At 50.5% G+C, this 26112-nt stretch carries 23 protein-coding genes; 19 read left to right on the top strand and 4 right to left on the bottom strand.

From position 1 onward, the window contains the following. Positions 1-31 precede the first annotated feature (31 nt). The 5 genes from ACO0LN_RS08485 (at position 32) to crcB (ending at position 3097) form a co-directional block, all read left to right on the top strand. On the top strand, positions 32-553 hold the full coding sequence (locus ACO0LN_RS08485) for a glycine zipper 2TM domain-containing protein (protein WP_422972755.1): 522 nt from the start codon (positions 32-34) through the stop codon (positions 551-553). A gap of 189 nt (positions 554-742) precedes the next feature. Next, positions 743-1942, top strand: coding sequence for a gephyrin-like molybdotransferase Glp (gene glp / locus ACO0LN_RS08480; protein ID WP_422973112.1), 1200 nt, complete (start codon positions 743-745; stop codon positions 1940-1942). A gap of 42 nt (positions 1943-1984) precedes the next feature. Then, on the top strand, positions 1985-2242 hold the full coding sequence (gene moaD / locus ACO0LN_RS08475) for a molybdopterin converting factor subunit 1 (RefSeq protein ID WP_422972753.1): 258 nt from the start codon (positions 1985-1987) through the stop codon (positions 2240-2242). A gap of 13 nt (positions 2243-2255) precedes the next feature. Continuing rightward, positions 2256-2717, top strand: a complete 462-nt coding sequence (gene moaE, locus ACO0LN_RS08470) for a molybdopterin synthase catalytic subunit MoaE (RefSeq protein WP_422973110.1) — start codon at positions 2256-2258, stop codon at positions 2715-2717. Next, a complete protein-coding gene (gene crcB / locus ACO0LN_RS08465; RefSeq protein WP_422972751.1) occupies positions 2714-3097 on the top strand; it encodes a fluoride efflux transporter CrcB in 384 nt (127 codons plus the stop codon). The genes moaE and crcB overlap by 4 nt, the downstream gene beginning before the upstream one ends. A 14-nt stretch (positions 3098-3111) precedes the next feature. Here crcB and ACO0LN_RS08460 read toward each other — a convergent pair whose 3' ends face one another. Beyond that, entirely contained in the window at positions 3112-4140 is a 1029-nt protein-coding gene (locus tag ACO0LN_RS08460) for a phytanoyl-CoA dioxygenase family protein (RefSeq protein WP_422972749.1), read from the bottom strand. Positions 4141-4289: 149 nt separating this feature from the next. On the opposite strand from ACO0LN_RS08460, the gene pip reads away from it, so the two are divergent. After that, positions 4290-5255, top strand: a complete 966-nt coding sequence (pip, locus tag ACO0LN_RS08455; RefSeq protein ID WP_422972747.1) for a prolyl aminopeptidase — start codon at positions 4290-4292, stop codon at positions 5253-5255. A 53-nt stretch (positions 5256-5308) separates the two neighbouring features. Here the strand turns inward: pip and ACO0LN_RS08450 are convergent, their stop codons facing one another. Then, positions 5309-5851, bottom strand: coding sequence for a hypothetical protein (locus tag ACO0LN_RS08450; protein WP_422972745.1), 543 nt, complete (start codon positions 5849-5851; stop codon positions 5309-5311). Between the two features lie 117 nt (positions 5852-5968). Between ACO0LN_RS08450 and clpB the strand changes: the two genes are divergently transcribed. After that, entirely contained in the window at positions 5969-8572 is a 2604-nt protein-coding gene (gene clpB / locus ACO0LN_RS08445; RefSeq protein WP_422972743.1) for an ATP-dependent chaperone ClpB, read from the top strand. Positions 8573-8933: 361 nt separating this feature from the next. Here the strand turns inward: clpB and ACO0LN_RS08440 are convergent, their stop codons facing one another. Next, entirely contained in the window at positions 8934-9719 is a 786-nt protein-coding gene (locus ACO0LN_RS08440; RefSeq protein ID WP_422972741.1) for an AraC family transcriptional regulator, read from the bottom strand. A gap of 162 nt (positions 9720-9881) precedes the next feature. Between ACO0LN_RS08440 and ACO0LN_RS08435 the strand changes: the two genes are divergently transcribed. The 3 genes from ACO0LN_RS08435 (at position 9882) to ACO0LN_RS08425 (ending at position 12738) form a co-directional block, all read left to right on the top strand. Further along, positions 9882-11114 carry an MFS transporter gene (locus tag ACO0LN_RS08435; RefSeq protein ID WP_422972739.1) on the top strand — a complete coding sequence of 411 codons (1233 nt, stop codon included), beginning with the start codon at positions 9882-9884 and terminating at the stop codon, positions 11112-11114. A gap of 44 nt (positions 11115-11158) precedes the next feature. Beyond that, positions 11159-11653 (top strand): ribonuclease E activity regulator RraA, encoded by a 495-nt coding sequence (gene rraA / locus ACO0LN_RS08430; RefSeq protein ID WP_422972737.1) that lies wholly within the window; start codon positions 11159-11161, stop codon positions 11651-11653. A gap of 275 nt (positions 11654-11928) precedes the next feature. Continuing rightward, entirely contained in the window at positions 11929-12738 is an 810-nt protein-coding gene (locus ACO0LN_RS08425; RefSeq protein ID WP_422972736.1) for an N-acetylmuramoyl-L-alanine amidase-like domain-containing protein, read from the top strand. A 17-nt stretch (positions 12739-12755) separates the two neighbouring features. Here the strand turns inward: ACO0LN_RS08425 and ACO0LN_RS08420 are convergent, their stop codons facing one another. Continuing rightward, the gene (locus ACO0LN_RS08420) at positions 12756-13502 is read right to left on the bottom strand and encodes a helix-turn-helix domain-containing protein (RefSeq protein ID WP_422972734.1); all 747 of its coding nucleotides are present in this window, start codon (positions 13500-13502) and stop codon (positions 12756-12758) included. Between the two features lie 129 nt (positions 13503-13631). Between ACO0LN_RS08420 and ACO0LN_RS08415 the strand changes: the two genes are divergently transcribed. The 9 genes from ACO0LN_RS08415 to ACO0LN_RS08375 all read left to right on the top strand — a co-directional run bounded on the left by ACO0LN_RS08415 (position 13632) and on the right by ACO0LN_RS08375 (position 26094). Continuing rightward, positions 13632-14432 carry a hypothetical protein gene (locus ACO0LN_RS08415; RefSeq protein WP_422972732.1) on the top strand — a complete coding sequence of 267 codons (801 nt, stop codon included), beginning with the start codon at positions 13632-13634 and terminating at the stop codon, positions 14430-14432. A 48-nt stretch (positions 14433-14480) separates the two neighbouring features. After that, positions 14481-15287: a TatD family hydrolase gene (locus tag ACO0LN_RS08410; protein WP_422972730.1), complete on the top strand. Its 807-nt coding sequence runs from the start codon at positions 14481-14483 to the stop codon at positions 15285-15287. Positions 15288-15302: 15 nt separating this feature from the next. After that, positions 15303-17735, top strand: a complete 2433-nt coding sequence (locus tag ACO0LN_RS08405) for a DNA internalization-related competence protein ComEC/Rec2 (protein WP_422972728.1) — start codon at positions 15303-15305, stop codon at positions 17733-17735. A 16-nt stretch (positions 17736-17751) separates the two neighbouring features. Continuing rightward, complete coding sequence (locus ACO0LN_RS08400; RefSeq protein WP_422972726.1) at positions 17752-18567, top strand: alpha/beta fold hydrolase; 816 nt, start codon at positions 17752-17754, stop codon at positions 18565-18567. 19 nt (positions 18568-18586) lie between these two features. Then, on the top strand, positions 18587-19531 hold the full coding sequence (locus ACO0LN_RS08395; protein ID WP_422972724.1) for a lipid A deacylase LpxR family protein: 945 nt from the start codon (positions 18587-18589) through the stop codon (positions 19529-19531). A 111-nt stretch (positions 19532-19642) separates the two neighbouring features. Beyond that, on the top strand, positions 19643-21286 hold the full coding sequence (locus ACO0LN_RS08390; RefSeq protein ID WP_422972722.1) for a CTP synthase: 1644 nt from the start codon (positions 19643-19645) through the stop codon (positions 21284-21286). A gap of 457 nt (positions 21287-21743) precedes the next feature. Next, complete coding sequence (eno, locus tag ACO0LN_RS08385) at positions 21744-23027, top strand: phosphopyruvate hydratase (protein WP_186946653.1); 1284 nt, start codon at positions 21744-21746, stop codon at positions 23025-23027. Positions 23028-23132: 105 nt separating this feature from the next. Further along, positions 23133-23450 carry a cell division protein FtsB gene (gene ftsB, locus ACO0LN_RS08380; RefSeq protein ID WP_422972720.1) on the top strand — a complete coding sequence of 106 codons (318 nt, stop codon included), beginning with the start codon at positions 23133-23135 and terminating at the stop codon, positions 23448-23450. A gap of 256 nt (positions 23451-23706) precedes the next feature. Further along, positions 23707-26094 carry a hypothetical protein gene (locus tag ACO0LN_RS08375; RefSeq protein WP_422972718.1) on the top strand — a complete coding sequence of 796 codons (2388 nt, stop codon included), beginning with the start codon at positions 23707-23709 and terminating at the stop codon, positions 26092-26094. The last annotated feature ends 18 nt before the right edge of the window (positions 26095-26112 follow it).

Below are 26112 nucleotides of genomic sequence, written 5' to 3'. Positions count from 1 at the left end.
TGAGTACATTACTTTTTTTTCGGAGTTCATTATGCGCAAGCTTACTATCCTGGCCACTATCGCCGTTGCTGTTTCTCTGGCAGGATGTGCTGTCCAGCGTTATCCTGCCCATGCGCAAAACCAGTATCCACAGCAATATCAGACCCAGCCGCAGTATCCTGCTTACGGACAAAATCCCCAGAATTATCCGCAGCAATACCAGAATACCTATGTGGATACAGCAACGATTGTTGCTGTGCGTGAGGTAAATGTCGGCAGTGGCGGTTCTTCTGGCGGTGGTGCGGTGGTTGGTGCACTGATAGGCGGTGTGCTTGGACATCAGGTCGGCAAAGGCACGGGGCGTGATCTGGCTACCGTTGGCGGAGCTATCGCCGGTGGCGTCATAGGCAATGAAATGGAACGTAATTCCACCCCAAGGAACAAGCTGGAGCTGACTTTACGTCTGCCGAATGGTGATCAGCGTGCAGTCCTGGTAGAGCCCAACAACTATTACCGTGTAGGTGACAGGGTCAGGGTAACTTTCCAGAATGGTCAGATGATATTGGCACCCTGATTAGTAGTGAAGTAGTTACCGGTCATGCTTAAAAAATAAATCCGCATGCATTATTGCCTGCGGATTTATTGCTTTCAGATCAGACATGGTTCTTGACTCTCGCCTCATACAGTAAAGCCTGGGGACTCAGGCTACAATGTAGCTTGTCCTTATATTAGCTGAGATGAAATCTGAACCATGTCCAAACCCATGTTGAGTACCCAAGAAGCGCTGGATTTTTTATTGTCAGCCGTGCGCCCAGTTTACGCAGCCGGGGGCAATCAAGAACTCCCCACGATTGCGGCAAATGGCCGTATCCTCGCTGAAGATCAGTCGTCTTTATTGGATGTTCCACCCGCGGATAATACCCAGATGGATGGCTATGCAGTACGCGCAAGTGATTGCGCCAGCGGCGAGACGCGTCTGCGTATCTCGCAAAGAATACCGGCCGGTCATGTGCCACAGGCGCTGGAACCAGGTACGGCGGCACGTATCTTCACTGGTGCCATGATACCTGCGGGCGCAGATGCGGTCGTCATGCAGGAGCAGTGTCTGGCAGACGGTGAATTTGTTGTCATCAGGCACCAGCCACGTAGTGGCGAATGGGTGCGTCGCCAGGGTGAAGATATCCAGACAGGTTCCACCATATTGAAAGCGGGCACGCGTTTGCGGGCGCAGGAACTGGGATTGGCCGCATCGGTAGGCCTGGCGCAATTGCCCGTATTGCGTCAGCCCAGAGTCGCGGTATTTTTTACCGGCGATGAACTGACCATGCCTGGTGAGGCCTTGAAGCCAGGCGCGATTTACAATTCCAACCGCTTTACACTGAATGGCTTATTGCAAGACCTGGGTTGCATCGTCACTGACTATGGCATCGTGCCAGACAGGCTGGACGAAACACGGGACACTTTGCGTCGTGCCAGCCAGGATCATGATCTCATCATCACATCAGGTGGTGTTTCTGTTGGTGAAGAAGACCATATAAGGCCGGCAGTTGAGGCTGAGGGTAGTCTGAACATGTGGCAGATCGCCATGAAACCCGGTAAGCCCCTGGCTTTCGGTGAGGTGGGCAAGGCATTTTTTATGGGCTTGCCGGGTAATCCGGTATCAAGCTTCGTCACTTTCCTGCTGTTTGTGCGTCCTTTCATCCTACGCATGCAGGGTGTAGAAAAAGTGGAGCCAGCAGCTTACCAGGTGCGCGCTGACTTCGACTGGTTAAAGCCGGACAGGCGCAATGAGTTCTTGCGTGCCCGCCTGAATGCAGAGGGGGGGCTGGATCTGTTTGCCAACCAGAGTTCTGGCGTGCTGACTTCGACTGTCTGGGGCGATGGCTTGATCGATCTTGCGCCAAGTCAGATCATACGCAAAGGCGAACTGGTACGATATATCCCTTTCAGCAGCCTGATGTAAGCTGCCCGCTTGAATTTGCTCTTAATCCCGGTGTTTTAGATGATGAATATACAATTACGTTTCTTTGCCAGTGTCCGTGAAAAGCTGGGCATGTCTGAGCAAAAGGTAGCCTTGCCAGATGATATCAGGACAGTGGAAGAAGTCAGAGTCTGGCTGGCAGCGCGTGGTGATGTCTGGGCTGAAGTGCTGGCACCCGGCCGTGCCTTGCGCATGGCATATAACCAGCAGATGTGCGAGCCGGATACCGCTGTTAGCGAAGGTGCAGAAGTGGCATTCTTCCCGCCAGTTACCGGAGGCTGACACAATGACTGACATGATAATCCGCGTGCAAACCGCTGACTTTGATTTGAATGCCGAACTGGCGCAATTGCGTCAGGCGAATCCAGGCATAGGTGCTGTGGTCAGCTTTGTTGGTCTGGTGCGCGATATCAACGATGGTCAGAACATCAGTGCAATGGAGCTTGAGCATTATCCTGGCATGACAGAAAAGGCGCTGGAACAGATAGTCAAAGACGCTGAGGCACGCTGGAAGCTGATCAATGCAGTCGTCATTCACCGGGTGGGAATTTTGGAGCCACTGGATCAGATTGTACTGGTAGCGGTGGCTACACGCCATCGTGGCGATGCTTTTGCTGCTTGCGAATTCATCATGGACTATCTCAAGACCCAGGCACCTTTCTGGAAGAAGGAGCAGACGCCAGAAGGCGCACGCTGGGTGGATGCGCGTGAAACCGATGATCAGGCCTTGCAAAAGTGGGCTGAGGGTGTCGCATGACCTGGCTGGGAGCTTTGGCAGTTGGCATAGGTGCGGCGTTCGGTGCCTGGCTGCGCTGGGCTTTGGGATTATGGTTCAACGGTGTGCTGCCCTTGTTGCCGGTCGGTACCCTGATCGCCAATCTGGGCGGCGGCTATATTATCGGTTTTGCGGTAGCTTTTTTTTCTGCCTATCCGCAGTTGTCTCCTGAGTGGCGGCTGTTTCTGATTACTGGTTTTCTGGGTGGGCTGACAACCTTTTCTACTTTCTCGGCAGAAGCCATGAGCCTGCTGCAACGTGGCGACTATGGCTGGGCTTTGCTGCATAGCAGTGTGCATTTACTGGGCTCCATTATTTGCTGTTTTGCCGGTTTTGCGAGCTACAAGGCGTTCTTTCAGTAAATTGCCTGGTGTTTTTAAAGCCAGGTCTCATGTACTTGCAAATGGCTGGGCAGCATATTGATGTATTGCACGATGCGGGGTTTCCTGCCCCGGTTAGGGCGGCTGCCATGGGGCAGGGCCTGGTGCCAGATCACCAGGTCGCCCGCCTTGCCACCTACAGGTATCGAACCCAGCGTATGTAAATCCTGTTCCCTGGGGCTGGCGTTTGCTGGCAATGCATCCAGCCATGCTGCCAGCTTGTGCTGAAAGCCTGGTACCAGGGTCAGTGCTCCTTGTTCTGGCGGTGTGTCTGTCAGGTAGAGTAGGCCCTGGGTTGCAAATGGTACGGGCTGATGCAAACTCACATCCCAATGCAGGTCAGGCCCCTGGAAAATATGGCCCGCTTTCTCAGGGACGTTAAAGCTGCAGCGATCAGTGGTCGCCCATAAATCTGCCGTCCCCCACAATTGTGCAAATGCCTTGTGTATGCGTAATGCGCGTCGGTTTTTTTCGAAAGCGCCCGATTGGAATAGCTGTACCATGATGTTTGCATGCCCCTTGTGATACCAGCTTGCTTCATCATCTTCCCTTGCACCCAGCGCCTCCCAGATCACTTGTTCAGCCTCAGCACAATCTGCAATTGGCACAGCGTTGGACAAGACCACAAAGCCATGTTCAGACCAATGCTGCAGGTCTTCTGCACTGAATACGTCGGGCATATTGGTGACTTGTCCGAACAGGTCCAGAATCTCATCCGGGAGTGGTACATCTTGATACAGATTGTGCAAGCGTGCGATGGCGTTGCCAGATGGCATACCTGCTGTGGCAAAGGCCCATGTCTGGAAATCGGTAAAACCAGGGCGGTTTTGCAGAAGATGCTGCGTGGTTTGTTCCAGCCCCAATCCCAACACATGCAGGAGCAGGCGGTCTCTGTGGAACTCGGGATTGTGCCCCTGGTACTTGCCATTCAGTGCTGCCATCATGCGCGACCAGTAGTGATACAGGCCCGGTACCTCCGGCTGTTCATATTCGTTTGATTTTGCTTGGGAATCTGATAGTGGCATGGCAGCAATATGGAATATAAAAACAGCATCATAGGAAATAAAAGTCTATACCGCAATACACGCGCAGGTATTGCAATATTGCCTATTGCTTCTTTAAACACATGGGTATAATCCCTGTTAATTATTTAAACTACATCCTCCCGATCATCATGAGTGCTGACACTACTTCTTTGTTTCCTGTCATAGAACCACATCGTACTGGTATGTTGAAAGTCGATGATATTCATACCCTGTACTGGGAAGAGAGTGGCAATCCCAACGGCCAGCCCGTGATTTTCCTGCATGGCGGCCCGGGTGGAGGTACAGCGCCAAATCACCGCCGCTTCTTTGATCCTGCGCATTATCGTATCGTGCTGTTTGATCAGCGTGGAGCGGGTAAATCTTTGCCGCTCGGTGAATATCGCAATAACACGACGGCTTTGTTGGTGGAGGATATAGAAAAAATTCGCGCCATGCTGGGTATAGAGCAATGGCTGGTCTTTGGCGGTTCCTGGGGCTCGACTCTGGCGCTGGCTTATGGCGAGGCGCATCCTGAGCGTTGCCTGGGCTTTGTGCTCAGAGGTATTTTCCTGTGTACCAAGGCAGAGGTGGAATGGTTTGTGAATGGTATGAAATGGTTCTTCCCCGAGGTACATCAGCGTTTTGCTGAAGGTGTACCCGCAGAAGAGCGCAGCGATTTGCTGCAAGCCTATGCCAAGCGCTTGTTCAGTGACGACCCTGCTATTTATACTGAGGCAGCACGTAACTGGAGCCGTTATGAAGGTTCTTGCATCTTCCTGCTGCCGCAACCCGACACAATTGCCGATTTTGAGTCAGATGCTGTTGCCATAGGCCTCGGCAGACTGGAGGCGCATTACATGATCAATGGTGCTTTCATGCGCGAAGACCAGTTGATTGAAGATATAGACCGCATCCGCCACTTGCCCGCCGTCATCGTGCAAGGCCGTTATGATGTGGTTTGCCCGCCAGTGACTGCGCACAGGCTGCACCATACCTGGCCAGAAGCGAGTTTGCAGATGATTGCTGATGCTGGCCACTCTGGTGGTGAACCTGGCATTGCTGCGGCATTGGTAGAGGCAACCAATCAATTTAAAAAATTCGGCAAATTCGCTTGAGATTTTGCCGTCTTTAGTTTGTCGGCTTTAGCTGGCGTTTTTTTGCTAAGCTCTCAATTCAGCATCCCCGCCGGAGGTGCCTCCGGCGCATTGCCCATCATTTCCAGGGTGAAGCCCCAATCCGCTTTTTCCACTGCATCCTGGAATAATTTGCAAAAGCCATGCAGCAAACGCTTGCCCATGGCAATTTCAAAATTCTTGCCACCGGCAACCGTAAATTCCATCCTGAATGGCAGTTTTGCGTGGACGTGGAATTGTATGTTTTCAGGCAACATGGCTTCTTTGCCCAGGGGCCAGCTTTCAACATCATCTTCCAGTGGCGCGTTGAAGTGACCGCTGTCCTTCATTTCAGCCACTGATGCTTCATGTTCCATTTGCACCAGTTCTGAACTGGCATGGGCGGCGCTGGGTTTGCTCATCTTGACTTGCTTGCCCATGGCTTCCAGCAGGCCTGGCCAGAACTTCATGGTCGTGCTGCGGGTAAACAGGAGGTCTATCTCTTGTCGGGCGGGCTTGTCCTTTTCTGCAAACGACAGTTTGAGCAGCAGTCTATCCTGATCAGGAAGATAAGTAATTTGTATCTGATGTAAATCCATGTGGTCTTTGATATAAAACAAACATCGTGAAATGCACTGCGAGTTTAGCTTTGCCTATTCTTGAAATTGGCTGGCCTGCCCCAAATTGTATGCTAACTAATTATTCAGGAGAGAGTCATGCGGCTCGACAAATTAACTACCAAGCTACAAGAAGCACTCGCCGATGCGCAAAGTCAGGCAGTCGGCAATGATAACCAATACATAGAACCTGTGCACGTCTTGTTGGCATTAATCAACCAGGACGATGGCAGTAGCCGTTCCCTGCTGCAAAGGGCAGGGGTAAATGTGACTGCCCTCAGCAATGCCTTGAAAGCCGCTTTGGAGCGTTTGCCCAAGGTCAGTGGTACGGATGGGCAAGTGCAGGCTGGCCGCGAACTCGTTGGCTTGCTGAATCTGGCTGACAAGGAATCACAAAAGCGTGGCGACCAGTTCCTTGCCAGTGAAATGATCTTGCTGGCCCTGACAGATGACAAGTCTGAAGCAGGCAAGCTGGCACGTGAAAATGGCCTGACACGTAAAGCGCTGGAAGCAGCCATTTCCGCCGTGCGTGGCAGCAATAATGTGGATAGCCAGGATGCCGAAGGGCAACGCGAAGCCTTGAAAAAGTATACGCTGGACCTGACCGAGCGCGCTCGTCTGGGCAAGCTTGACCCTGTGATCGGCCGTGATGATGAAATCCGCCGCGCCATCCAGGTCTTGCAGCGCCGCAGCAAAAATAATCCTGTGCTCATCGGTGAACCAGGTGTCGGTAAAACCGCCATCGTTGAAGGTTTGGCGCAGCGTATTGTCAATGGCGAAGTACCAGATAGCCTGAAATCCAAACGTGTCTTGTCACTGGACATGGCTGCTTTGCTGGCGGGTGCCAAATATCGTGGAGAGTTTGAAGAACGCCTGAAAGCCGTGCTCAAGGAAATTGCGATGGATGAAGGCCAGACCATCGTCTTTATTGATGAGCTGCACACCATGGTCGGTGCAGGCAAGGCAGAAGGTGCGATGGACGCTGGCAATATGCTCAAGCCTGCACTGGCACGTGGTGAACTTCACTGCGTGGGCGCGACTACGCTGGATGAATATCGCAAGTACATAGAAAAGGATGCAGCACTGGAACGCCGTTTTCAAAAGATTATTGTTGATGAACCTAGCGTAGAGGCAACGATAGCGATCCTGCGCGGCTTGCAAGAGAAATACGAAGTTCATCATGGTGTCGATATTACTGATCCGGCGATAGTCGCAGCGGCTGAATTGTCGCATCGCTACATCACTGACCGTTTCTTGCCAGACAAGGCAATCGATCTGATCGATGAGGCTGCGGCCAAGATCAAGATCGAGATAGACTCCAAGCCTGAGGTTATGGACAAGCTGGACCGTCGTCTGATACAACTGAAGATAGAGAAGGAAGCCGTCAAGCGCGAAAAGGATGAGGGTTCCAAAAAACGCCTGATCCTGATTGAAGAAGAAATAGGCAAATTGTCGCTGGAGTATGCCGACCTCGAAGAAGTCTGGAAGGCAGAAAAAGCGCTGGTACAGGGCAGCACTCATATCAAGGAAGAAATAGAAAAAATCCGCCTGCAAATGGATGAGGCCAAGCGCCGTGGCGACTGGCAAACCATGTCTGAATTACAGTATGGCCAATTGCCCGAGCTGGAAGCCCAACTCAAGCATGCAGATACCCAGGCGGATAAAAACCAGCAAGACGGCAGCAAGATGAAACTCTTGCGCACGCAGGTCGGTGCAGAGGAAATTGCAGAGATTGTGTCTCGTGCAACTGGCATACCCGTGTCACGCATGATGCAGGGTGAGCGTGAGAAATTATTGCATATGGAAGACGCCTTGCACCAGCGTGTTGTCGGCCAGCATGAAGCGATCACTGCGGTGTCTGACGCTATCCGTCGTTCGCGTTCTGGCCTGGGTGACCCTGGTCGTCCTTATGGTTCTTTCCTGTTCCTTGGGCCTACTGGCGTGGGTAAAACTGAGCTGTGCAAGGCACTGGCGAATTTCATGTTTGATACAGAAGAATCCTTGATTCGTATCGACATGAGTGAGTTCATGGAAAAACATTCGGTAGCCCGTCTGATAGGCGCGCCACCTGGCTACGTAGGTTATGAAGAGGGGGGGTACCTGACCGAGGCAGTCAGACGTAAACCGTATAGCGTGATTTTGCTGGACGAAGTCGAAAAAGCTCATCATGATGTCTTCAATGTGTTGTTGCAGGTGCTGGATGATGGCCGCATGACAGATGGGCAAGGCCGCACGGTAGATTTCAAAAATACCGTGATCGTCATGACATCCAACCTGGGTTCTCATCAGATACAGGCGATGGAAGGCAGTGATCCAGAAGTCATCAAGATGGCTGTCATGGGCGAAGTGAAAACCCATTTCCGCCCTGAATTCATCAACCGTATAGATGAAATTGTGGTCTTCCATGCATTGGATGCAAAAAACATAGGCGCGATTGCCAAGATACAACTCAAGACTTTGGAGCAGCGTCTGCGCCAGATGGACATGGGTTTGCAGGTCAGCGAAGATGCCCTGCAAAAAATTGCCGAGGCCGGTTTCGATCCTGTATATGGTGCAAGGCCTTTGAAGCGTGCCATCCAGCAAGAGATAGAAAATGTCTTGTCCAAATTGATATTGCAAGGCAAATTTGGGCCCAAGGACATTATTGCGATTGATGCCAAAGACCATGAGCTGATATTCAGTAAAGCAGGGGAGCTGGCTTGAAATTAGTGGGAACTTGGGGGTAGATTACCGGTCTATACCAAGGTAGGAAAGCAAGTTGGGGCAGCAATTAAATGCTGCCCTTTTTTTTAGGGCTTTCGCAAAACCGCCCCAGCTGCGTTGCAGCTCCTGTAGTTAGCAAATTCGGTACTAAAGTACTGTCTTCGTCGCTGTGGTGTAGTCGGGATTTCAGGCAACATGTTGCCTGCCGACGAAACGAAGCTCCCTTGCCAGAGAGCTTTCCTGAAGCGATAGGTGTAGTTGGGGTTTCGGACGACATGTTGACCGCCAACGGAACGAACCTCTCTTGCAAGAGAGGTTTCCTAAGGCGATAGCCTTGCTGGGACAATTTTGCGCAAGCTCTTTACTTTTGCTTGAAAAAACTCGATGGCGATTCACCAAAAGTTTTTTTGAACATGGCTGAAAAAGCTGATTGACTGGCATAGCCCAGTTCAGACGCTACTTGTGATAAAGGCATGCCACTGGTGATTAATGGCGATGCCTTCGATAAGCGCATCTGCTGACGCCATGCAGTGAATGACATATCAAGTTCTTGCTCAAACAGGCGTGACAGTGTGCGTGAAGATGCACCTACCTGTACCGCATAATCTTCCATCGTCAGGCCAGCGGCTGGATCTGCCAGCAAAATTTCACACAAGTTCTTGAGTCGTTTATCCCTGGGCATCGGCAGGCGTATCGGCAATGCTTTTGCTGCTTGCAATTCATCCATGATGACAGCGGCAATATGATATTCACGCGGGCTGGCGACTTCTATCAATTCCATGCAGGCGATCAATTCCCTGAGCAATGGAGAGACCTCCAGTACCAGGCAATCCGAACCGCGAAATGGTGCAAAATCGGCATGAATATTCAGCAGCCTTAGATGCGAGGGTTCTATGATGCGTACTTCATGCGCGACATTCGGCGGTATCCAGATTGCCCGTAGCGGTGGCACAAACCAGGCGTTGTTGTTCGCCAGTATCTGCATCATGCCTTGCGGCGTGTAGGTAAACTGCCCCCAGGTGTGACTATGCATACTGATGACTTCTTCTGTCGGCAAGTTCCTGGCTGCCAGGCGCACCGGGCGCTCAGGCGAGGGATGCTTGTCTGGTGCCTGGGGGCGGGTATCGGTGAGGATGTCAATTGTCATGATAAATCCTAGTTTGGCGGAAATGCGATAAAGTTTGTCCATCTATCTTAAATCAGACTGAGCGAATTTGCATACACTCCTTATTAATGGCTGACTTAATACCTGCCTGCACGATTGTTTGCTGCAGGCTGCGAGTGCATTTGGAAACAGGAGAAAACTTTAATGACGACATTAGCGACAAACCAGGCTGCGCCAGAGAATATGAAAAAGGATGTGATGGTGATCAGTCTCGTTGGCCTGGCGCACGGTATTTCCCATTTTTTCCATATGATACTGGCGCCCCTGTTTCCCTGGATTAAAGATGCATTTAGCCTGTCTTTTGCTGAGCTGGGTTTGCTGATGACAGTATTTTTTGTGATTTCTGGCATAGGTCAGGCCTTGTCAGGTTTTATTGTCGATAAAGTTGGGGCCAGAGCAGTACTGTTTTTCGGCATTAGCTGCCTGGGTATAGCTGCTCTGGTATTGTCGATATCACAAAATTACAGCATGCTCTTGATGGGTTCCGTGTTGGCTGGGGTTGGGAATAGCGTATTCCATCCTTCTGATTACACTCTGCTCAATAAAAAAGTATCGAGCCAGCGGCTTGGCTATGCGTTCTCCGTGCATGGCATCACCGGCAATCTGGGGTGGGCGGCCGCGCCGGTGTTTCTGGTGACTATCGCCGGTCTGACAACCTGGCGCACAGCCTTGTTTTGCGCAGCTTTCCTTCCTTTTGCCGTATTGGCTGTACTGGTTTTTTATCGTGAGCTCTTGCATACCGAGGTAGTGCAACATAAAAGCGCAGCACATGCAGCTAAAGCTGCCGAGGGTACGATGGATTTCATGCGCATACCTGCGGTATGGATGTGTTTCGGTTTTTTCTTCATGATTGCCATGGCACTGGGCGGCATACAAAGTTTTTCATCCGCCAGCTTGCGTCAGATGTATGACATGTCGCTGGGTTCAGCCACCACTGCCTACACCTTTTATATGCTGGCTTCGGCTGGTGGCATGCTGTGGGGTGGTTTTTTGGCAGCCAGGACGACGAATCATGATAGAACGATTACCCTGGCGTTCAGCTTTGCCGGGATTTTCTCGCTTATCCTTGCTAGCGGCAATGTGAATGCAAGCATCGCTATCTTGCTTATGGGCGCGATCGGTTTCGGTTCTGGCGTTGCCGGACCTTCGCGTGATTTGATGATACGTGCTGCTGCCCCCAAGAATGCGACTGGCCGTGTGTATGGCATAGTCTATTCCGGTCTTGATTCTGGCCTGGCAGTGGCGCCGCTGATTTTTGGAGCCATTATGGATGCGCATCACCCATCCTGGGTATTTATCTGTGTCGGTTTCTTCCAAGTGTTGGCAATCTTGACGGCTGTCAATGTCGGCAGCAGGACCAGGGCATTGGCGGCCTGAGCATAGCTGGTTAGAATAGGGTTCCACACTAACGAGGATAAATCATGAGCTTTGCCACCTGTGATATTTGTGATGCCAACGAAGACAAGATTGCCACGCATGAGCTGGCAGTTATCCCGCCCATTTTTTTGCGTTATGGCGCGCACATTAAATTCAGCGGCCAGGCAGTGACACTGAAAGTTTTTGAAGACAATGTACTGGTCAGGGAAACGCTGGAAACTCCAGGCAATGGCCATGTTCTGGTGATTGATGGTGGCGGCAGTTTCCGTTGTGCACTGGTGGGCGGCAATCTGGCTGCACTGGCTGAAAAAAATGGCTGGGCAGGTATCATCGTCCATGGTTGTATCCGTGATGTGGATGAAATCAATGCCTGCAATATCGGTGTACGGGCCATGGGACCCATGCCTTTGCGTGCTGCCAAGCACGGTGGTGGCATGCGGGACGCACGCATCAATGTGGCAGGTGTGGCGATCAAGCCAGGTGACTGGATTTATGCTGATGCCGATGGAGTCCTGGTAGCCAGGCAGGCGCTGGTCTGATTGCTACTGTCTTGAACGGTGTGAACGCATACGGCCTGTGGGCAGGTATGCGTTTTTTTGTTTTTCGGGGGAGGGGAATCACAGGCTATGGTATAAAGCGTGATCCCTGTCATTTATTCTATTATTTTATGTTTCTTCGCGTATTGGTTCTTGCCCTTGCTTCTATTTTGTCTATCACTGCGTTGATCACTGCGCCTGCTCAAGCACAAGATAAGCAGAACACTGCATCTGTCAAATCAGTTATTGAGCCATTCCAGAATAAAAAAATCTTTCAAATGACGCCGCAAGAGGTCGATCAGTACCTGGCGTACTTGCATGCCAATGTACCTGACCTGCGCCAGCGCATCGCGCTCGTCGCCAGAAAAAATATAGGCCAGCCCTACAAGCTTAACCTGCTGGGAGAATTCCCTTTTGAACTGCATGACAACTTGCCCATGTATAGCCTGACGCATAGCGATTGCCTGGTGTTTGCTGAACATACCTATGCGATGGCTTTGAGCCGTTCCTGGGAAGAATTTTTCTGGACACTGCAACGCATACGCTACAAAGACGGCCTGATCGGCGTGGTGACGCGCAACCATTACACGGAAGTCGATTGGAATACCAATAACGCCTGGTTGCTTAAAGATGTCAGTGCCGGTTTTGGCGCAGACAAAGTGGCGAGCTATGACATCGTTGTCGATAGGGCAAAATTCCTGCGCGAGCAGCACCATAAAGAGACAACGATCCCAGTGCAAATCAGCCATGAAGCCTATGTCAAAGCCGACAAGGTCAATGCCGTATTGGACCAATTGCGCGATGGAGATTTTGTGAACGTGGTATCCGACAAGGATGGATATCAATCCATCACCCATGTCGGCCTGGTCGTGGTTGATGCGAATGGCAAGCGTAACTTCCTGAACTCTGGCGAACCACAGGTCAAGGAAGAGGGCTTTGATACTTTCATTAGCCGTACCAATGAAAGAACCAGGACCAGCAAGCAGGCAAAGCCACGCCGCTTGCTTGGTTTTAAGTTCTTGCGTTTGCGCGACGATATCATCATCCCGGGTGCCGTCACTTTGCCCAGGCCCAAACAAGCGCAGTAAACTTAAGCTAAGTTACACTAAGGTTTTCTGCGCAGGGCAGTGAAGCTGGCTGGCTCCCATTCACGCATGGCCAGCAATACTGCGGTGCCACGCCTTTTCTTGAGCGGGCTGCTCAAACTCTCAGTATGCAGTTCAGCCAGTTTTTGTCTGAGGTGGCGTATCTCGGTCTGAAATTTTTCAGCGGCCGCATCTGTCAGCATGCCGTGTATGAAATGCTGTGATTCATATTCATGGCTAAACGGTGCATCCAGAAAATCTGCCATGCCTGTGTCGTGGAAATATTGGCGTATCGGGCCATATGGCAGCCAGTCAAAATCCCTGGCGATATTCAAGCGTATGCGATTGTTTGGCATCAGGCTGATCAGGCATAATTTATCCAGGCGCAAGAGTTTGCTCAGGCATTCTGTTTCACTGAGTTGATAGACGTGCAGGATTTCTTCAAACTTCCAGTGATTCAGGGCGCAAACCGCCACCAGCAACAGTTTTGCGTCAGACACCAATTCCTTTTCCTGCGCAGGGCTCAGACTATGGATGCGTGTGTTGCTGGTATTTGCCTCTTGCGTGATCTCCATAAGGCTAAAGCCCAGAAACTGGCTGATTTGTGCCAGCCTTTCTATACTCATATTGGCACCATTATCGGCACTCAAGAGGCGCTTGATACTGGCTTCGGACAAATCCAGGGCCACAGCCAGATCCCTGTATGTTTTGCCTTGCAGCTTCAATTGCTGCTTGATGCTGTTCAATAATTGCCGGATTTCAGTCATGTTTGTGCATGCGCAAGGTTGCGGGATTTAATACTTCGATTGTTCTATGGTGCTACTTTACCAGTATTAGTTACATTATTTGCTGCCTGTCTCCACAATTGCCTATCTCTTAAAACATAGGTGAAGAAAATGAAAGCTGGATTGCGCACGCTGCCTTTGCTGATTTCGGCGCTGGCGGCCCTGGCACTGTTGCTGCACGGGCCAATTGCCCAGCTAGCGCATTATCATGACTTTGCCGATCAGTCAGACTGGGCAGGCATACTACATGCGATTGATGTGCTGACCAATTTTGGTTTTGCGATGGTGGCGATGGTTGGTGCCTGGTTTTTGCTGGAGAAATATCGCAAGGGCGATGTAGGTATCGCATTCCCCGCTTATTGCCTCTTTGTCCTCAGTATCGCTGCCACTACCGTGGGTTCCAGTTATTACCATCTTGCACCTGACGATGCACGCCTGTTCTGGGACAGACTACCCATTGCCTTTGCCTGTTGCAGCTTGCTGGCCGCAGTCAGGGCAGACACTCTATCGGACATGGATGCCCGCAAAGCCTTTATGGAACTGGTGTTGTTATTGATGGCGGCTTTGATGTCAGTGATCTGGTGGCAGCAGACAGGTGACTTGCGTCCCTATTTACTGATACAGGGTTTGACTCTGGTATTGATCCCCCTCTTGCAGTGGATATGGAAAGCAGAACGTGCAGACCGCCTGGCATTTGGTGCAGCGATGTTTTTATACGTGATTGCAAAAATTACTGAAATGCAGGATGGGCAGATTTTGCAGCAACTCCAGTTCATGAGCGGCCACAGTCTCAAGCATTTACTGGCAGCCTTGGCTGCTGGCCTGATAGTCTGGCGCTGGCGTGCTCGCAAGGAAGTGCAAGCAAGAACCCCCGTTCAAAACATTGTAGTCCGCAGGCAAACTGCTTCATAATCAGGTTATTAATCAATTAGCCTGGGTTTGAAGCTATGTGTGGATATTATGTGGATAGATAGCCACTGTCATCTGGATGCAGGTGAGTTTTGCGGCACATCGTTGGCGGTGGCTGAGGCTGCTGCGCAGGCAGGTGTCTCTGCCATCGTTGTGCCTGCCGTTCACAAAAGCAATTTTGACACTGTCATCCAGTTGGGTGCGCAGCGACCCGATTGTTTTTATGCCCTCGGCATACACCCCATGTATGTGCCAACTTCAAAAGAAGAAGACTTGCTGCTCTTGCGCGAAAAAGTAAGTACCTTGATGGCTGGAACAGATGCACACAAAAAACTGGTAGCCATAGGTGAAATTGGCCTCGACTATTTTGTACCTGCACTGACACAGAGCCCTTTGAAGGAAAAGCAGGAATACTTTTATACCGAACAACTGAAGCTGGCCAGGGATTTTGATTTGCCTGTGCTACTCCATGTAAGGCGTTCACAAGACATCATACTCAAGCATTTGCGACGCATCAAAGTGCGGGGCGGTATTGCTCATGCCTTCAACGGCAGCGCACAGCAAGCGCAGACCTTCATTGATATGGGTTTCAAGCTGGGCTTCGGCGGTGCCATGACTTTCACGCGCGCCTTGCAGATACGCAGGCTGGCAACGGACTTGCCCCTGTCCAGCATCGTACTCGAAACCGATGCGCCAGATATCCCGCCTAGCTGGTTGTCAGAGGGCGCGAATACACCAGCACAGTTACCAAAGATAGGTGCCGTGCTGGCAGAGTTGCGTAATCTGAGTCTGGCTGAAGTAGCGCAAGCAACTACCGCCAATGCCATGCACATCCTGCCACGCATGCAAAGGGGCTAGTCTGTGCGGGCGGTGATGTTGGGCCTGGTGTTTGGTGCCGCCATCTTGCAGCAACAGGCAGCGCTATTGAGCTACAACTTGTTGGCGCTGTTGGCGGTTTCATCACTAGTCATCATTCTTCTTCTGGTTAAATATAAACCAGCACCCTGGTTGCATCTGCCCGCGCGCTTTGCGGTTGCTGCTCTATTGGGCTTCGTCTGGGCCAGCGCTTATGCACATTTCTATATGCGCGAAGAATTGCCCAAAAAATGGGAAAACCAGGATGTGGTATTAAGCGGCACCATAGACAGCCTGCCTTTTCAATTTGAACAAGGGCAAAGATTCAATTTTGCAGTAGAGCAGGTGCGTGCTGATGGCGTCGGCGATTTGACTGGCATTGCGCATTGGCCATCCAAAGTCGCATTGTCCTGGTATGGTGCCGACCGCGGCAGTGATATGCGTCAGGTGACGACAGTGCAGCCAGGTGAACGCTGGCAATTCAAGGTAAGGCTGAAACGCCCGCATGGCAATGCCAATCCGCTCGCTGGCTTTGATTATGAGGCATGGCTGCTGGAGCAGGGCATACGTGCCACCGGTACTGTCCGCCTCGATAAATTTGAACCGGATGCAGTTACCTATAACCGTAAGCTGGCTGATTTTGTCTGGAGCATAAACAATGTCGTTGAATACAGCCGCGCCAGATTGCGCGACCGCATCCACGCTGCATTGCCCGGCCAACCCTACGCCGGAGTGTTGGTCGCCCTGGTGGTTGGCGATCAGCGCGAAATCCCTCAGTCTGACTGGACCATATTTAACCGGGTGGGCATAGGTCATCTGATCAGTATCTCTGGCTTGCACATTACCATGGTTGCAGGCTTGTTTGCTGGCCTGGTATTTTACTTTTGGCGGCGCTCTTTCTTTCTCAATCTCTCTTTGCCCCTGCGTTTGCCTGCGCAAAAAGCAGCAGCACTGGCAGGTGCGCTGATGGCACTGGTTTATGTTGCCCTGGCTGGTTTTGGTTTGCCTGCACAAAGAACATTGATCATGCTAAGTGTGGTTGCGGTGGCGATATGGACAGGGCGCATCAGCAGTTTTTCTGCAGTGTTAAGCCTGGCGCTGGGATCGGTCGTATTGGCAGACCCTTGGGCGGTGTTGTCTGCGGGGTTTTGGTTGTCCTTTGCGGCTGTCGGTGTCATTGTCTTTGCTACCGGTGGACAAGAGCGCCACAAACCTGAGGGGAGCCGTGCAGCTGGCCTCATGGCCTCTTTACGTTCGGCATCCCTCATGCAATATGTAGTGACCCTGGGCATGATCCCGCTGACCATGTTTTTATTTGGCCAGATATCCCTCATCAGCCCGCTGGCAAATGCAATTGCCATTCCCCTGGTCAGCTTTGTTGTAACGCCACTGGCTCTGGTTGGCAGCATCTTGCCCGCGCCTTTGTCAGTATGGTTGCTGCAAATTGCCCATGTCTTCGTCGATTTTCTGGCGCGCTTCCTGACTTACTTCAGTGCCTTGCCATATGCAGTGTGGACGGCACCTGCCCCCTCATTCTGGCTGTTTGCGCTGGCCATGGCCGGTGTATTGTGGCTGTTGGCGCCGAGAGCCTGGCCCTTGCGCTGGCTAGGGCTAGTCTGTTGCTTGCCATTGCTATTACAGACTTCGCAAAGGCCAGCAGAGGGAGAGTTGGCCGTGACGGCACTGGATGTGGGGCAGGGCATGGCTTTGTTGCTGGAGACAGCACATCACAGGCTATTGTATGACAGCGGCCCCAGTCTGGGGCTTGACTCTGACAGTGGCAGCCGGGTGATTTTGCCTTATCTGCATGCGCGGGGCATCAATGAGCTTGATGTGATGATGATTTCCCATAATGACAATGACCACTCTGGCGGAACGCTGAGCATACTCAGGCATTTGCCTGTAAGTCTGCTAAGCACGTCCCTGAGTCTGGATAGTCCCATCGTTCAAACTGCCAAGCAGCACAGACGTTGCGTGGGCGGACAAGCCTGGGATTGGGATGGCGTGCATTTTGAAGTCTTGCAACCCGGCACAGCCAGTTATGAAAGTACGAAATGGAAGCCAAATGCCCGTAGCTGCGTATTAAAAGTCTCTACCAAGCTGCATTCTATCTTGCTGGCAGGTGATATAGAGGCGATACAGGAAGATGAGCTGGTGAACAGTATCCCGCAAAAACTGAAGGCGAATGTGTTGCTCGCGCCCCACCATGGCAGTGGGACCTCTTCAACAGAACCTTTCCTGAAAGCGGTGCAACCAGAGCTCGCAATTTTCCAGGTGGGCTACCTGAACCGGTACCATCATCCCAAGCCAGATGTCTTCCAGCGCTACGCTGATTTTGGAATAAAACGTCTAAGAACAGATGAATCGGGTGCAATCAGCATACAATTTGGCGCATCATTGAAAACTTCACAATTCAGACAGGAAAACGCGCGTTACTGGTTTGACCGGTAATGCAATGCCTATAGTTATGAACGAGACTACCGTAAAACCCATCATCCATTTTGTCCATGGCAATAGCTTTCCGTCCGGGACATATCGCGTTTTTCTCGATCATTTGCGATCCTCTTATGATGTGCATGCCACCGACATGGTCGGCCACAATCCGGCATACCCTGTGACAGATGGCTGGCGCAACCTGGTGCAGGAATTGATTGACACTTTGCAAGCAAGTTATCAGCAACCCGTGATATTGCTGGGCCATTCTCTGGGTGGTATTTTGTCTTTAATGGCCGCCAGGGCCAGGCCAGACCTGGTGCGTGGCGTAGTGGTGTTGGATTCGCCAGTAGTCTCAGGTTGGCGGGCAATATTGTTGCGTATATTCAAGTCCCTGGGGCTGGACAAAAAGTTTTCACCTGCGCGCTTTTCAGAGAGGCGACGTCACGTCTGGAAAAATGAAGAAGAGGCTTATCAGCACTTTGCATCTAAGGAGATGTTTGCCATCTGGCCGCCAGAAGTCTTGCGTGATTATATGAAAGCTGGACTTAAACCTCATGCTGAAGGCGTGACCCTGCGCTTTACCCGTGAAGTGGAAACGGCAATTTATCGTACTCTGCCACATGGCCTGGGCCGTTTGAATAAACGTCCACCCAATGTGCCAGTGGGTTTTGTAGGCGGGACTGAGTCCATAGAATGCCGTCAGGCAGGCCCTCATGCGACAAAAAAATTAATGGGTGATAATTATGTTCTTATTCCAGGTGGGCATCTGATCCCCATGGAAGTGCCTGGTCATACAGCCGTTGCTGTGCTGAGCATGCTGGAAAGCATGAAACTAAGCTCCATATAAACACTATCGCGATAAATAAATGAATCAAATCAAGCCTGTATTGAAATTTTCCACCTCACTGGCAGCATTGCTTTTTACTGCCAATGTATTTGCACAAGAGACTTTGCCATCCTGGAATGAATTCACACAGGTGCGGCAGACTGGCAAGACAACCTGGCAAGTGGATATTGATAATGACAGTTTGCTGTTCAAGAAGGATGACGGTTTTTACACCAGCGGTAACAGAATAGGGCAGAGTTTTACCAAAGCGGATGCTGTTCAAGCTCTGACTTATGGTTGGCGACTGGGGCAGGAGCTATATACAGCGTCTGACATCAAGCTGGCACCAAACCAGATTGCCAAAATTGATCACCCTTATGCTGGCTGGTTGTTTGCGGGCGTGTATCGTGAAAAGAATGATGTCAATGGCAGCAGCCAGCGCCTGGGGCTGGACCTAGGATGTCTGGGGCCTTGCGCCGGTGGCGAATGGACACAGACGCATTTGCACAGATTATTGAAGCAGCCTTTGCCACAAGGCTGGAGTACACAACTGCGCAATGAATGGGGTGCAGTATTATCGGGTGAATATTCACCTGGCCGCGTGGTTGCCACGTCCAATGTAGATATCACCCCACGCCTCAAAGGACGTTTCGGTAATATATTTACTGATGCGAGTGCAGAGTTGATGCTGCGTGTGGGTAGCCTGAATGCGTTGCCGGAGCAGATAGCCAGTTATGGCTTCTTGCGTACCGAACTCAAGGCTGTTGCCTACAATGCAAGCATACAGGGCGGTTACTTTAGTAATCAGACTACTGCAGTCAAGCCAAAAAGCCTGGTTGGAGAGTTTGAAATAGGCTATTTATGGCGTGGTGAAAATTTCGGTGCATCAGCATCTTTCATTCGCCGCAGCAATGAAATCAAGGAAATAAGCAATGGCCAGGGCGCGCAGAATTTTGCAAAATTGCAATTTATTTATGCAATGTAAGTCTGCTGGTTTCTGAAATTTCAAGCTAATTGCGAGCGGGAATTCTCGCACATCATGGCTTAGTGATGTATAATTCGAATTTCCCGCTTGTGCCGTTTGGCACCTTCTGCAATGACTAAGTTTGTATTCGTTACGGGGGGCGTAGTCTCCTCTTTAGGCAAGGGTATTGCCGCTGCCTCTCTCGCTGCGATCCTTGAATCGCGCGGTCTCAAAGTCACTATGCTCAAACTTGATCCCTACATTAATGTGGATCCAGGTACCATGAGCCCATTCCAGCATGGCGAAGTTTTCGTGACCGATGACGGCGCTGAAACTGATCTGGATCTGGGTCACTATGAGCGTTTCATCACGGCCAAAATGAAAAAAGTGAATAATTTCACTACTGGCCAGATTTATGAATCCGTTATCCGCAAAGAACGCCGTGGCGAATACCTGGGCAAGACTGTGCAAGTTATTCCGCACATCACCAATGAAATCCAGGAATTCATCCATCGTGGCGCAGCCGGTGCTGACGTTGCCCTGGTTGAAATCGGTGGTACGGTCGGTGATATCGAATCCCTGCCTTTCCTTGAAGCTGCCCGTCAACTGAGTTTGCGTGCTGGCCGCAATGCCGCTGCCTTCGTGCATCTGACACTGGTGCCTTATGTTGCTGCTGCCGGCGAATTGAAAACCAAGCCTACCCAGCACAGCGTGCAAAAACTGCGTGAAATTGGTATTTTCCCTGACGCCTTGCTGTGCCGTGCTGACCGTCCTATCCCTGATGATGAACGCGCCAAGATTTCCCTGTTCGCCAATGTGGCTGAAGAAGCAGTGATCTCTGTATGGGATGCAGATACCATCTATAAGATTCCACAGATGTTGCATGACCAGGGTCTGGATAAAATCGTTTGCGATAAACTGGGCTTGTCACCAAAACCAGCTAACCTGGCGATGTGGGACAAATTGATCTATGCGCTGGAAAATCCGAAAGAAGAAGTCACTATCGGTATGGTCGGTAAGTATGTCGATCTGACAGAGTCTTATAAGTCTTTGACAGAAGCCTTGCGTCATGCAGGTATCCACACTGAAAGCCGTGTGAATATTGAATACGTTGATTCTGAAGAAATCGAAGCGCATGGTACCAAGTCACTGGAGAAGTACGATGCCATCCTGGTGCCAGGTGGTTTCGGCAAGCGCGGCGTAGAAGGCAAGATTCTGGCTGCCCGTTATGCGCGTGAAAACAAAATACCTTATCTCGGCATTTGCCTGGGTATGCAAGTTGCCCTGATTGAATATGCACGTAACAAGGCAGGCCTGTCCATGGCAAACTCGACAGAGTTTGATGCTGAGACAGAGCAGCCAGTGGTTGCTCTGATCAATGAATGGCAAAACCATGACGGTAAAGTTGAGACGCGGGATGAAAATTCTGACCTCGGTGGCACCATGCGTCTTGGTGCGCAAACTTGTGCGGTACGTTCTGGTACTTTGGCATCAGAGATTTATGGCAATGTCGTGACTGAACGCCATCGTCATCGCTATGAAGCCAATAACCATTATCTGGGCCGTGTTGAGGCGGCAGGTTTGATCGTTTCTGCCCGCACGCCAACAGAAGATTTATGCGAGATCATGGAATTGTCACGTGATGTGCACCCATGGTATCTGGGTGTGCAGTACCACCCTGAATTCAAATCGACGCCGCGTGATGGCCACCCCTTGTTTATCTCTTTCGCCAAGGCGGCGATAGACCATAAAAAGGCGCAGGGTAACAAGGCATGAGATGTAAGGGATTTGATGCAGACCTCCAGTTGGGTAGTTTGAATGCTGGTCTGTCTGTTATCTGCAAATTCTGATTAAAAAGGCGAGCCACTTTTGCGGCTCGCCTTTTTTGCAAGATGGTATCTAGTTGCCTGAAAGAATGTTGTTGACATGCCCTAGAGACTGTACTTACAGGTGATATGCCTGGCTTTTTGAGCCTGCTTTTGCATGATTCGATCTGTGGGAAAGGTTTTTTTGCTTATCAGCGTAAAAAGCCGCAAGAATAAAGTTTTGTCCGGCTTGAAGTGTCGCCGTAATGCGGTATCATCTGCACCATCCTTTTGGCTGTAATAAAGTCATTACAGCTGCCAGCTTTATTTATCTGTCGGCATATCCAGCCAGCAGATGTTTTGCAAATCAGATTCGTATTAATTTGTTAGATATTTTGTTCGATATTTTGATTGTTTAGGAGAATTGAATGAGTGCCATCGTTGATATTATCGGTCGTGAAATTCTGGATTCACGCGGTAACCCAACTGTTGAATGTGATGTCTTGCTGGAATCTGGTGTCATGGGCCGCGCCGCTGTGCCTTCCGGCGCATCCACAGGTTCCCGCGAAGCGATAGAGCTGCGTGATGGCGACAAGTCCCGCTATCTGGGCAAGGGCGTCCTGAAAGCCTGCGAACACATCAATACCGAAATCGCTGAAGCCATTATGGGCCTGGATGCGAATGAACAGGCATTCCTGGATCGTACCCTGATCGATCTGGACGGCACTGAAAACAAGAGTCGCCTCGGTGCAAATGCCATGCTGGCTGTGTCCATGGCTGTTGCCAAAGCTGCTGCTGAAGAAGCTGGCCTGCCGCTGTACCGTTATTTCGGCGGTTCGGGCGCTATGCAATTGCCAGTGCCTATGATGAACGTCATCAACGGTGGTGCACACGCTGACAATAATCTGGATATTCAAGAATTCATGATTATCCCGGTAGGCGCGCCAACTTTCCGCGAAGCAGTTCGCTACGGTGCAGAAGTATTCCATGCACTGAAAAAAATCCTGCATGACAAAGGTCTGACGACAGCGGTTGGTGATGAAGGTGGCTTTGCTCCTTCCGTAGATAACCACGAATCTGCCATCAAACTGATCATCCAGGCGATAGAAGCTGCTGGCTACGAGCCAGGCACGCAAATCGCCCTGGGCCTGGATTGCGCTGCCAGCGAATTCTACAAAGATGGCAAATACCACCTCGAAGGTGAAGGCCTGACTTTGTCTTCCGCTGACTTTACCAACCTGCTCGCAACATGGGTAGATAAATATCCTATCATCTCCATCGAAGATGGCATGGCCGAAGGCGACTGGGACGGCTGGGCTATCCTGACTGAAAAACTGGGCAAGAAAGTCCAGATCGTTGGCGATGACTTGTTCGTCACCAATACCAAGATCCTGAAAGAAGGCATACAAAAAGGTATCGCCAACTCCATCCTGATCAAGATCAACCAGATCGGTACTTTGACTGAGACTTTTGCTGCGATCGAAATGGCAAAACGTGCAGGTTACACGGCCGTGATTTCTCATCGTTCCGGTGAAACAGAAGACAGTACTATCGCAGATATCGCCGTTGGTACCAATGCCCTGCAAATCAAGACCGGCTCTTTGTCCCGTTCTGACCGTATGGCAAAATACAACCAATTGCTGCGTATTGAAGAAGATTTGGGCGAAATTGCCAGCTACCCTGGTCGCGACGCCTTCTATAATCTGAAGTAATCTGGTATCGTGCAAATAAAAAGGGGAACTGGGTTCCCCTTTTTCTTGTAGGTCTGCTTTTGGAAACAGATTAGTTTTGTTTTTATTATTTTGCTTTAATTATCCGTGCGTTTGATAGCTCTTTCCTTTGCTGCCCTGTTGATGTTGATCCAATACCCGCTGTGGTTGGGTAGGGGGGGCTGGTTGCGTGTCTGGGAGTTGGACAGGCAGGTAGCGCAGGTAAAAGGAAATAACGAAAAATTAAAAGAACGCAATGGCAAGCTCGAATCCGAAGTACAGGATTTAAAAAACGGTACAGACGCGGTAGAAGAACGCGCCCGCTTTGAACTCGGCATGATCAAGAAGAACGAAATTTTCGTACAGATACTTGATGCCAATTCACCTGCTTCGACGACTGCACAGCCTGACCAGGTCAAGCGCTGATTGTATTGATAGTGACCGGATGCGGCTGCGCTACTGGATTTGTACCTCACTTACGTCCCATTTATACCCCATATACTTATAGCCACATATTTGTTCGTCATGTATGTAGCCAAACAGCTTTCTGGTGTTAGAATCACCAGTCTTTTTTGCATTTACATTTCGTAACAAAATTGCAGATATTGCATTTTCTGAGATGCCAGCTGCGTTTTGTACTTTTTATGCATGGGCGCTTTTGTGCTCAAACTTCCATTACTTCATGAAAAATAACAAGTATCAATTTTTTATTCCCGTCTTATTGTCAGCATTGCTCAGCGCTTGTGGTGGTGGAAGCGGCGGTGCTAGTACAGCCAGCAATAACGCGAACGGCGCCACAGTAGCTGTCAGTAACAGCGGCAGGCAATTCATCGGCATAGTCGCAAAGGGGCGCATCATCGGCGCGCGCGTATCAGCCTTTAATCTTGATCAGTCCGGTAATAAATCTGCCAGTTCTTTTGCGACAGCTACTACCGGCGCTGACGGGAGCTATGTGATTTCGGTACATGGCAGTGTCACCAGCTTTCTCATCGAAGTAAGTGGGGCGCCAGGTGCAATGATGTATGACGAAGCCACTCAGGCAGATTTGCCTTTTCCTGAAGACTTGAAGTTGCGCAGTGTTGTCAAGCAGGGGGCCAGTCCTGAGCCAGTATATTGGGGCAGCGTTACGCCGCTGACAGAATTGATCGTTCAGCTTGCAGAAAAAGCGGGTGGCCTGAACTCATCCAATATAGACAGGGCCAGGGCAGGTGTGCAGGCTTTACTGGGTTTTGACCCGCAAAGGGTCCCTGTCATCCACACGACGGCAGAGTCATCGCAAGATACTTATGTCGATGAAAAAATCCAGGGTCTGAGTCTGACTGCCATTTCGCAACTGGCACTGGACAAGGCACTTTCCTGCGATGCTACAAGCCAGGGTAGCCGTGTAGCTTGCGTGGTAAAACAAATAGCCTCTGCTGGCAAGTTGGATGGCAATGATTTTGTATTGCGAGAAGATGTGCGTGCTGCTTTGCGTGCCAGCTTTGAAAAAGTTGCACAAGATGAAAGTCTCAACAAATCAGGCAAAAACTCGGTGGCTGGTACCGGCGCGTTTACTGCGAATAGTTTGCCAGCACCAGCTCCTGAACAGGACAAGATCGCTGCAACCAAACAATTATTTAGTAGCTTGCGCAATAACATTTATGCGGTATCGAATTCACAGCAAAATGGTGGCCTGGATTTGCGCCTCAATGCTGTCAAGTCCGACTTTGAAAAAGCGACGCAACCCTTGGACAAGGATTTGCTGATCTGGTCCAAAACCATCACCGAAGGTATAGATCAATTCAATAAATACAGAAATGGTCAGACCAATGCAACTGCGGTCAATGGCCTGTTCTATGGGCAAACTGCATTGTGGAGTGGTTATCAGAATATAGGCAATCTGGGCGATTGCACTGTCATGCGTGATGCCTTGAATGTGGCAACTACGCCTGCACAGGCGGCAGGCATAGAGTGCCGTTTCTCGCGCTTTGTACTGCCGGGGACTTATAAATACGGTTACAAATATCAGGTTGAATGGGTGGAATTGGTAGATCGTATCTGGCTGGAACCAGTGGCAAATGACGTCACCCGTTTTAACTACAAATCTGAATTGGTGCAGCAAAAAGCAGTGTTCGTCTGGAATGAAGGAAAGAATGATTTCCTGAGAAGACCAGTTAATCCTGCAGACGTAGTTGCCACGTATGGCAATTCAAGTGATGCATACACTGGTCAGATGAGTATTGCCATGGAAGGCAACAAGCTATATGCCTTCACGGTTGAAGGCAAGATGCCGCCACGTACGAATAGCGCTGGTCAGTTGATTTCAGATTTTGAGCGCTGGAGTCTTCGAACAGACCGCAATCAAACTGTCGATGGTAATTTTCGCTACGATTTCAGCGGTGAGCTTAAATCTTATGTCAAAGATCAGGTAAGTTCGCGCCTGTCACTGGATAAAGGTTCTTACGCAATTGTTGCCTTGAATTACAAAGGTAATCTGCAAAAAAATGGCATCAAAGAATTCAATCTGGCGATTACGGCTGAAGCTGGCAATAGCAAAGTGCACGGTGAGATAAGAATCGGCAATGCATCTGCGGACAAGAATGGCCTCAGCTATCAGCCTAACCGCATAGATTTTATCGGTAGCATCAGCAATGCCACAGGCCTCGCAAATGCACTAGAGATTTTCAATGGGCAATTGACGGTAGAACGCTTTGCCTACAGTAGCTTTGATAGCAGCAAGCCTGAGTCAGCAAATAATTTTGTGCGCAAGGCAGTAGCATTGTCAGGCGTGGTGCAGGTGCCAGAACGCCCTCCATTGAAATTGAATGTGACGGGCAGTAATGACGCCTTCGGCAGTAGCAGCATACTTGCGCAATATCTGGATGGCAGCAGTGTCATCAATGCGCAAATGAGTGAAAGCATTGGCAAGCCCCGCGTTGTGCGTGTCAGTAGCTCGTCCGGTGTTTCTTTTGACGTGTATGGTAAGAATGAAGTTGCCGACATCCTCAAGGATGGCAGCAAGGTAGGCTGGCTGGATATCAAAGCAGGCCGTATCAGCTATGTTGATGGTAGCTTTGAAACCATCCGATAGTTTGTAAATTGATTGACG

The sequence above is a fragment of the Undibacterium sp. TC9W genome, from assembly GCF_049339865.1.
Lineage (GTDB): Bacteria > Pseudomonadota > Gammaproteobacteria > Burkholderiales > Burkholderiaceae_D > Undibacterium.
This window is presented reverse-complemented; position numbering and strand designations above follow the sequence as displayed.

What these genes read in the sequence shown, in the direction of transcription:
- ACO0LN_RS08420 (WP_422972734.1), bottom strand. Translation starts at nt 13,502, where the DNA reads ATGACTGAAATCCGGCAATTATTGAACAGCATCAAGCAGCAATTGAAG.
- ACO0LN_RS08450 (WP_422972745.1), bottom strand. Translation starts at nt 5,851, where the DNA reads ATGGATTTACATCAGATACAAATTACTTATCTTCCTGATCAGGATAGA.
- ACO0LN_RS08410 (WP_422972730.1), top strand. Translation starts at nt 14,481, where the DNA reads ATGTGGATAGATAGCCACTGTCATCTGGATGCAGGTGAGTTTTGCGGC.
- ACO0LN_RS08395 (WP_422972724.1), top strand. Translation starts at nt 18,587, where the DNA reads ATGAATCAAATCAAGCCTGTATTGAAATTTTCCACCTCACTGGCAGCA.
- ACO0LN_RS08415 (WP_422972732.1), top strand. Translation starts at nt 13,632, where the DNA reads ATGAAAGCTGGATTGCGCACGCTGCCTTTGCTGATTTCGGCGCTGGCG.
- clpB (WP_422972743.1), top strand. Translation starts at nt 5,969, where the DNA reads ATGCGGCTCGACAAATTAACTACCAAGCTACAAGAAGCACTCGCCGAT.
- rraA (WP_422972737.1), top strand. Translation starts at nt 11,159, where the DNA reads ATGAGCTTTGCCACCTGTGATATTTGTGATGCCAACGAAGACAAGATT.
- ACO0LN_RS08460 (WP_422972749.1), bottom strand. Translation starts at nt 4,140, where the DNA reads ATGCCACTATCAGATTCCCAAGCAAAATCAAACGAATATGAACAGCCG.
- ACO0LN_RS08485 (WP_422972755.1), top strand. Translation starts at nt 32, where the DNA reads ATGCGCAAGCTTACTATCCTGGCCACTATCGCCGTTGCTGTTTCTCTG.
- ACO0LN_RS08435 (WP_422972739.1), top strand. Translation starts at nt 9,882, where the DNA reads ATGACGACATTAGCGACAAACCAGGCTGCGCCAGAGAATATGAAAAAG.
- pip (WP_422972747.1), top strand. Translation starts at nt 4,290, where the DNA reads ATGAGTGCTGACACTACTTCTTTGTTTCCTGTCATAGAACCACATCGT.
- moaE (WP_422973110.1), top strand. Translation starts at nt 2,256, where the DNA reads ATGATAATCCGCGTGCAAACCGCTGACTTTGATTTGAATGCCGAACTG.
- glp (WP_422973112.1), top strand. Translation starts at nt 743, where the DNA reads ATGTTGAGTACCCAAGAAGCGCTGGATTTTTTATTGTCAGCCGTGCGC.
- moaD (WP_422972753.1), top strand. Translation starts at nt 1,985, where the DNA reads ATGAATATACAATTACGTTTCTTTGCCAGTGTCCGTGAAAAGCTGGGC.
- ACO0LN_RS08405 (WP_422972728.1), top strand. Translation starts at nt 15,303, where the DNA reads ATGTTGGGCCTGGTGTTTGGTGCCGCCATCTTGCAGCAACAGGCAGCG.
- ACO0LN_RS08440 (WP_422972741.1), bottom strand. Translation starts at nt 9,719, where the DNA reads ATGACAATTGACATCCTCACCGATACCCGCCCCCAGGCACCAGACAAG.
- ACO0LN_RS08400 (WP_422972726.1), top strand. Translation starts at nt 17,752, where the DNA reads ATGAACGAGACTACCGTAAAACCCATCATCCATTTTGTCCATGGCAAT.
- ACO0LN_RS08390 (WP_422972722.1), top strand. Translation starts at nt 19,643, where the DNA reads ATGACTAAGTTTGTATTCGTTACGGGGGGCGTAGTCTCCTCTTTAGGC.
- eno (WP_186946653.1), top strand. Translation starts at nt 21,744, where the DNA reads ATGAGTGCCATCGTTGATATTATCGGTCGTGAAATTCTGGATTCACGC.
- crcB (WP_422972751.1), top strand. Translation starts at nt 2,714, where the DNA reads ATGACCTGGCTGGGAGCTTTGGCAGTTGGCATAGGTGCGGCGTTCGGT.
- ACO0LN_RS08425 (WP_422972736.1), top strand. Translation starts at nt 11,929, where the DNA reads ATGACGCCGCAAGAGGTCGATCAGTACCTGGCGTACTTGCATGCCAAT.
- ACO0LN_RS08375 (WP_422972718.1), top strand. Translation starts at nt 23,707, where the DNA reads ATGAAAAATAACAAGTATCAATTTTTTATTCCCGTCTTATTGTCAGCA.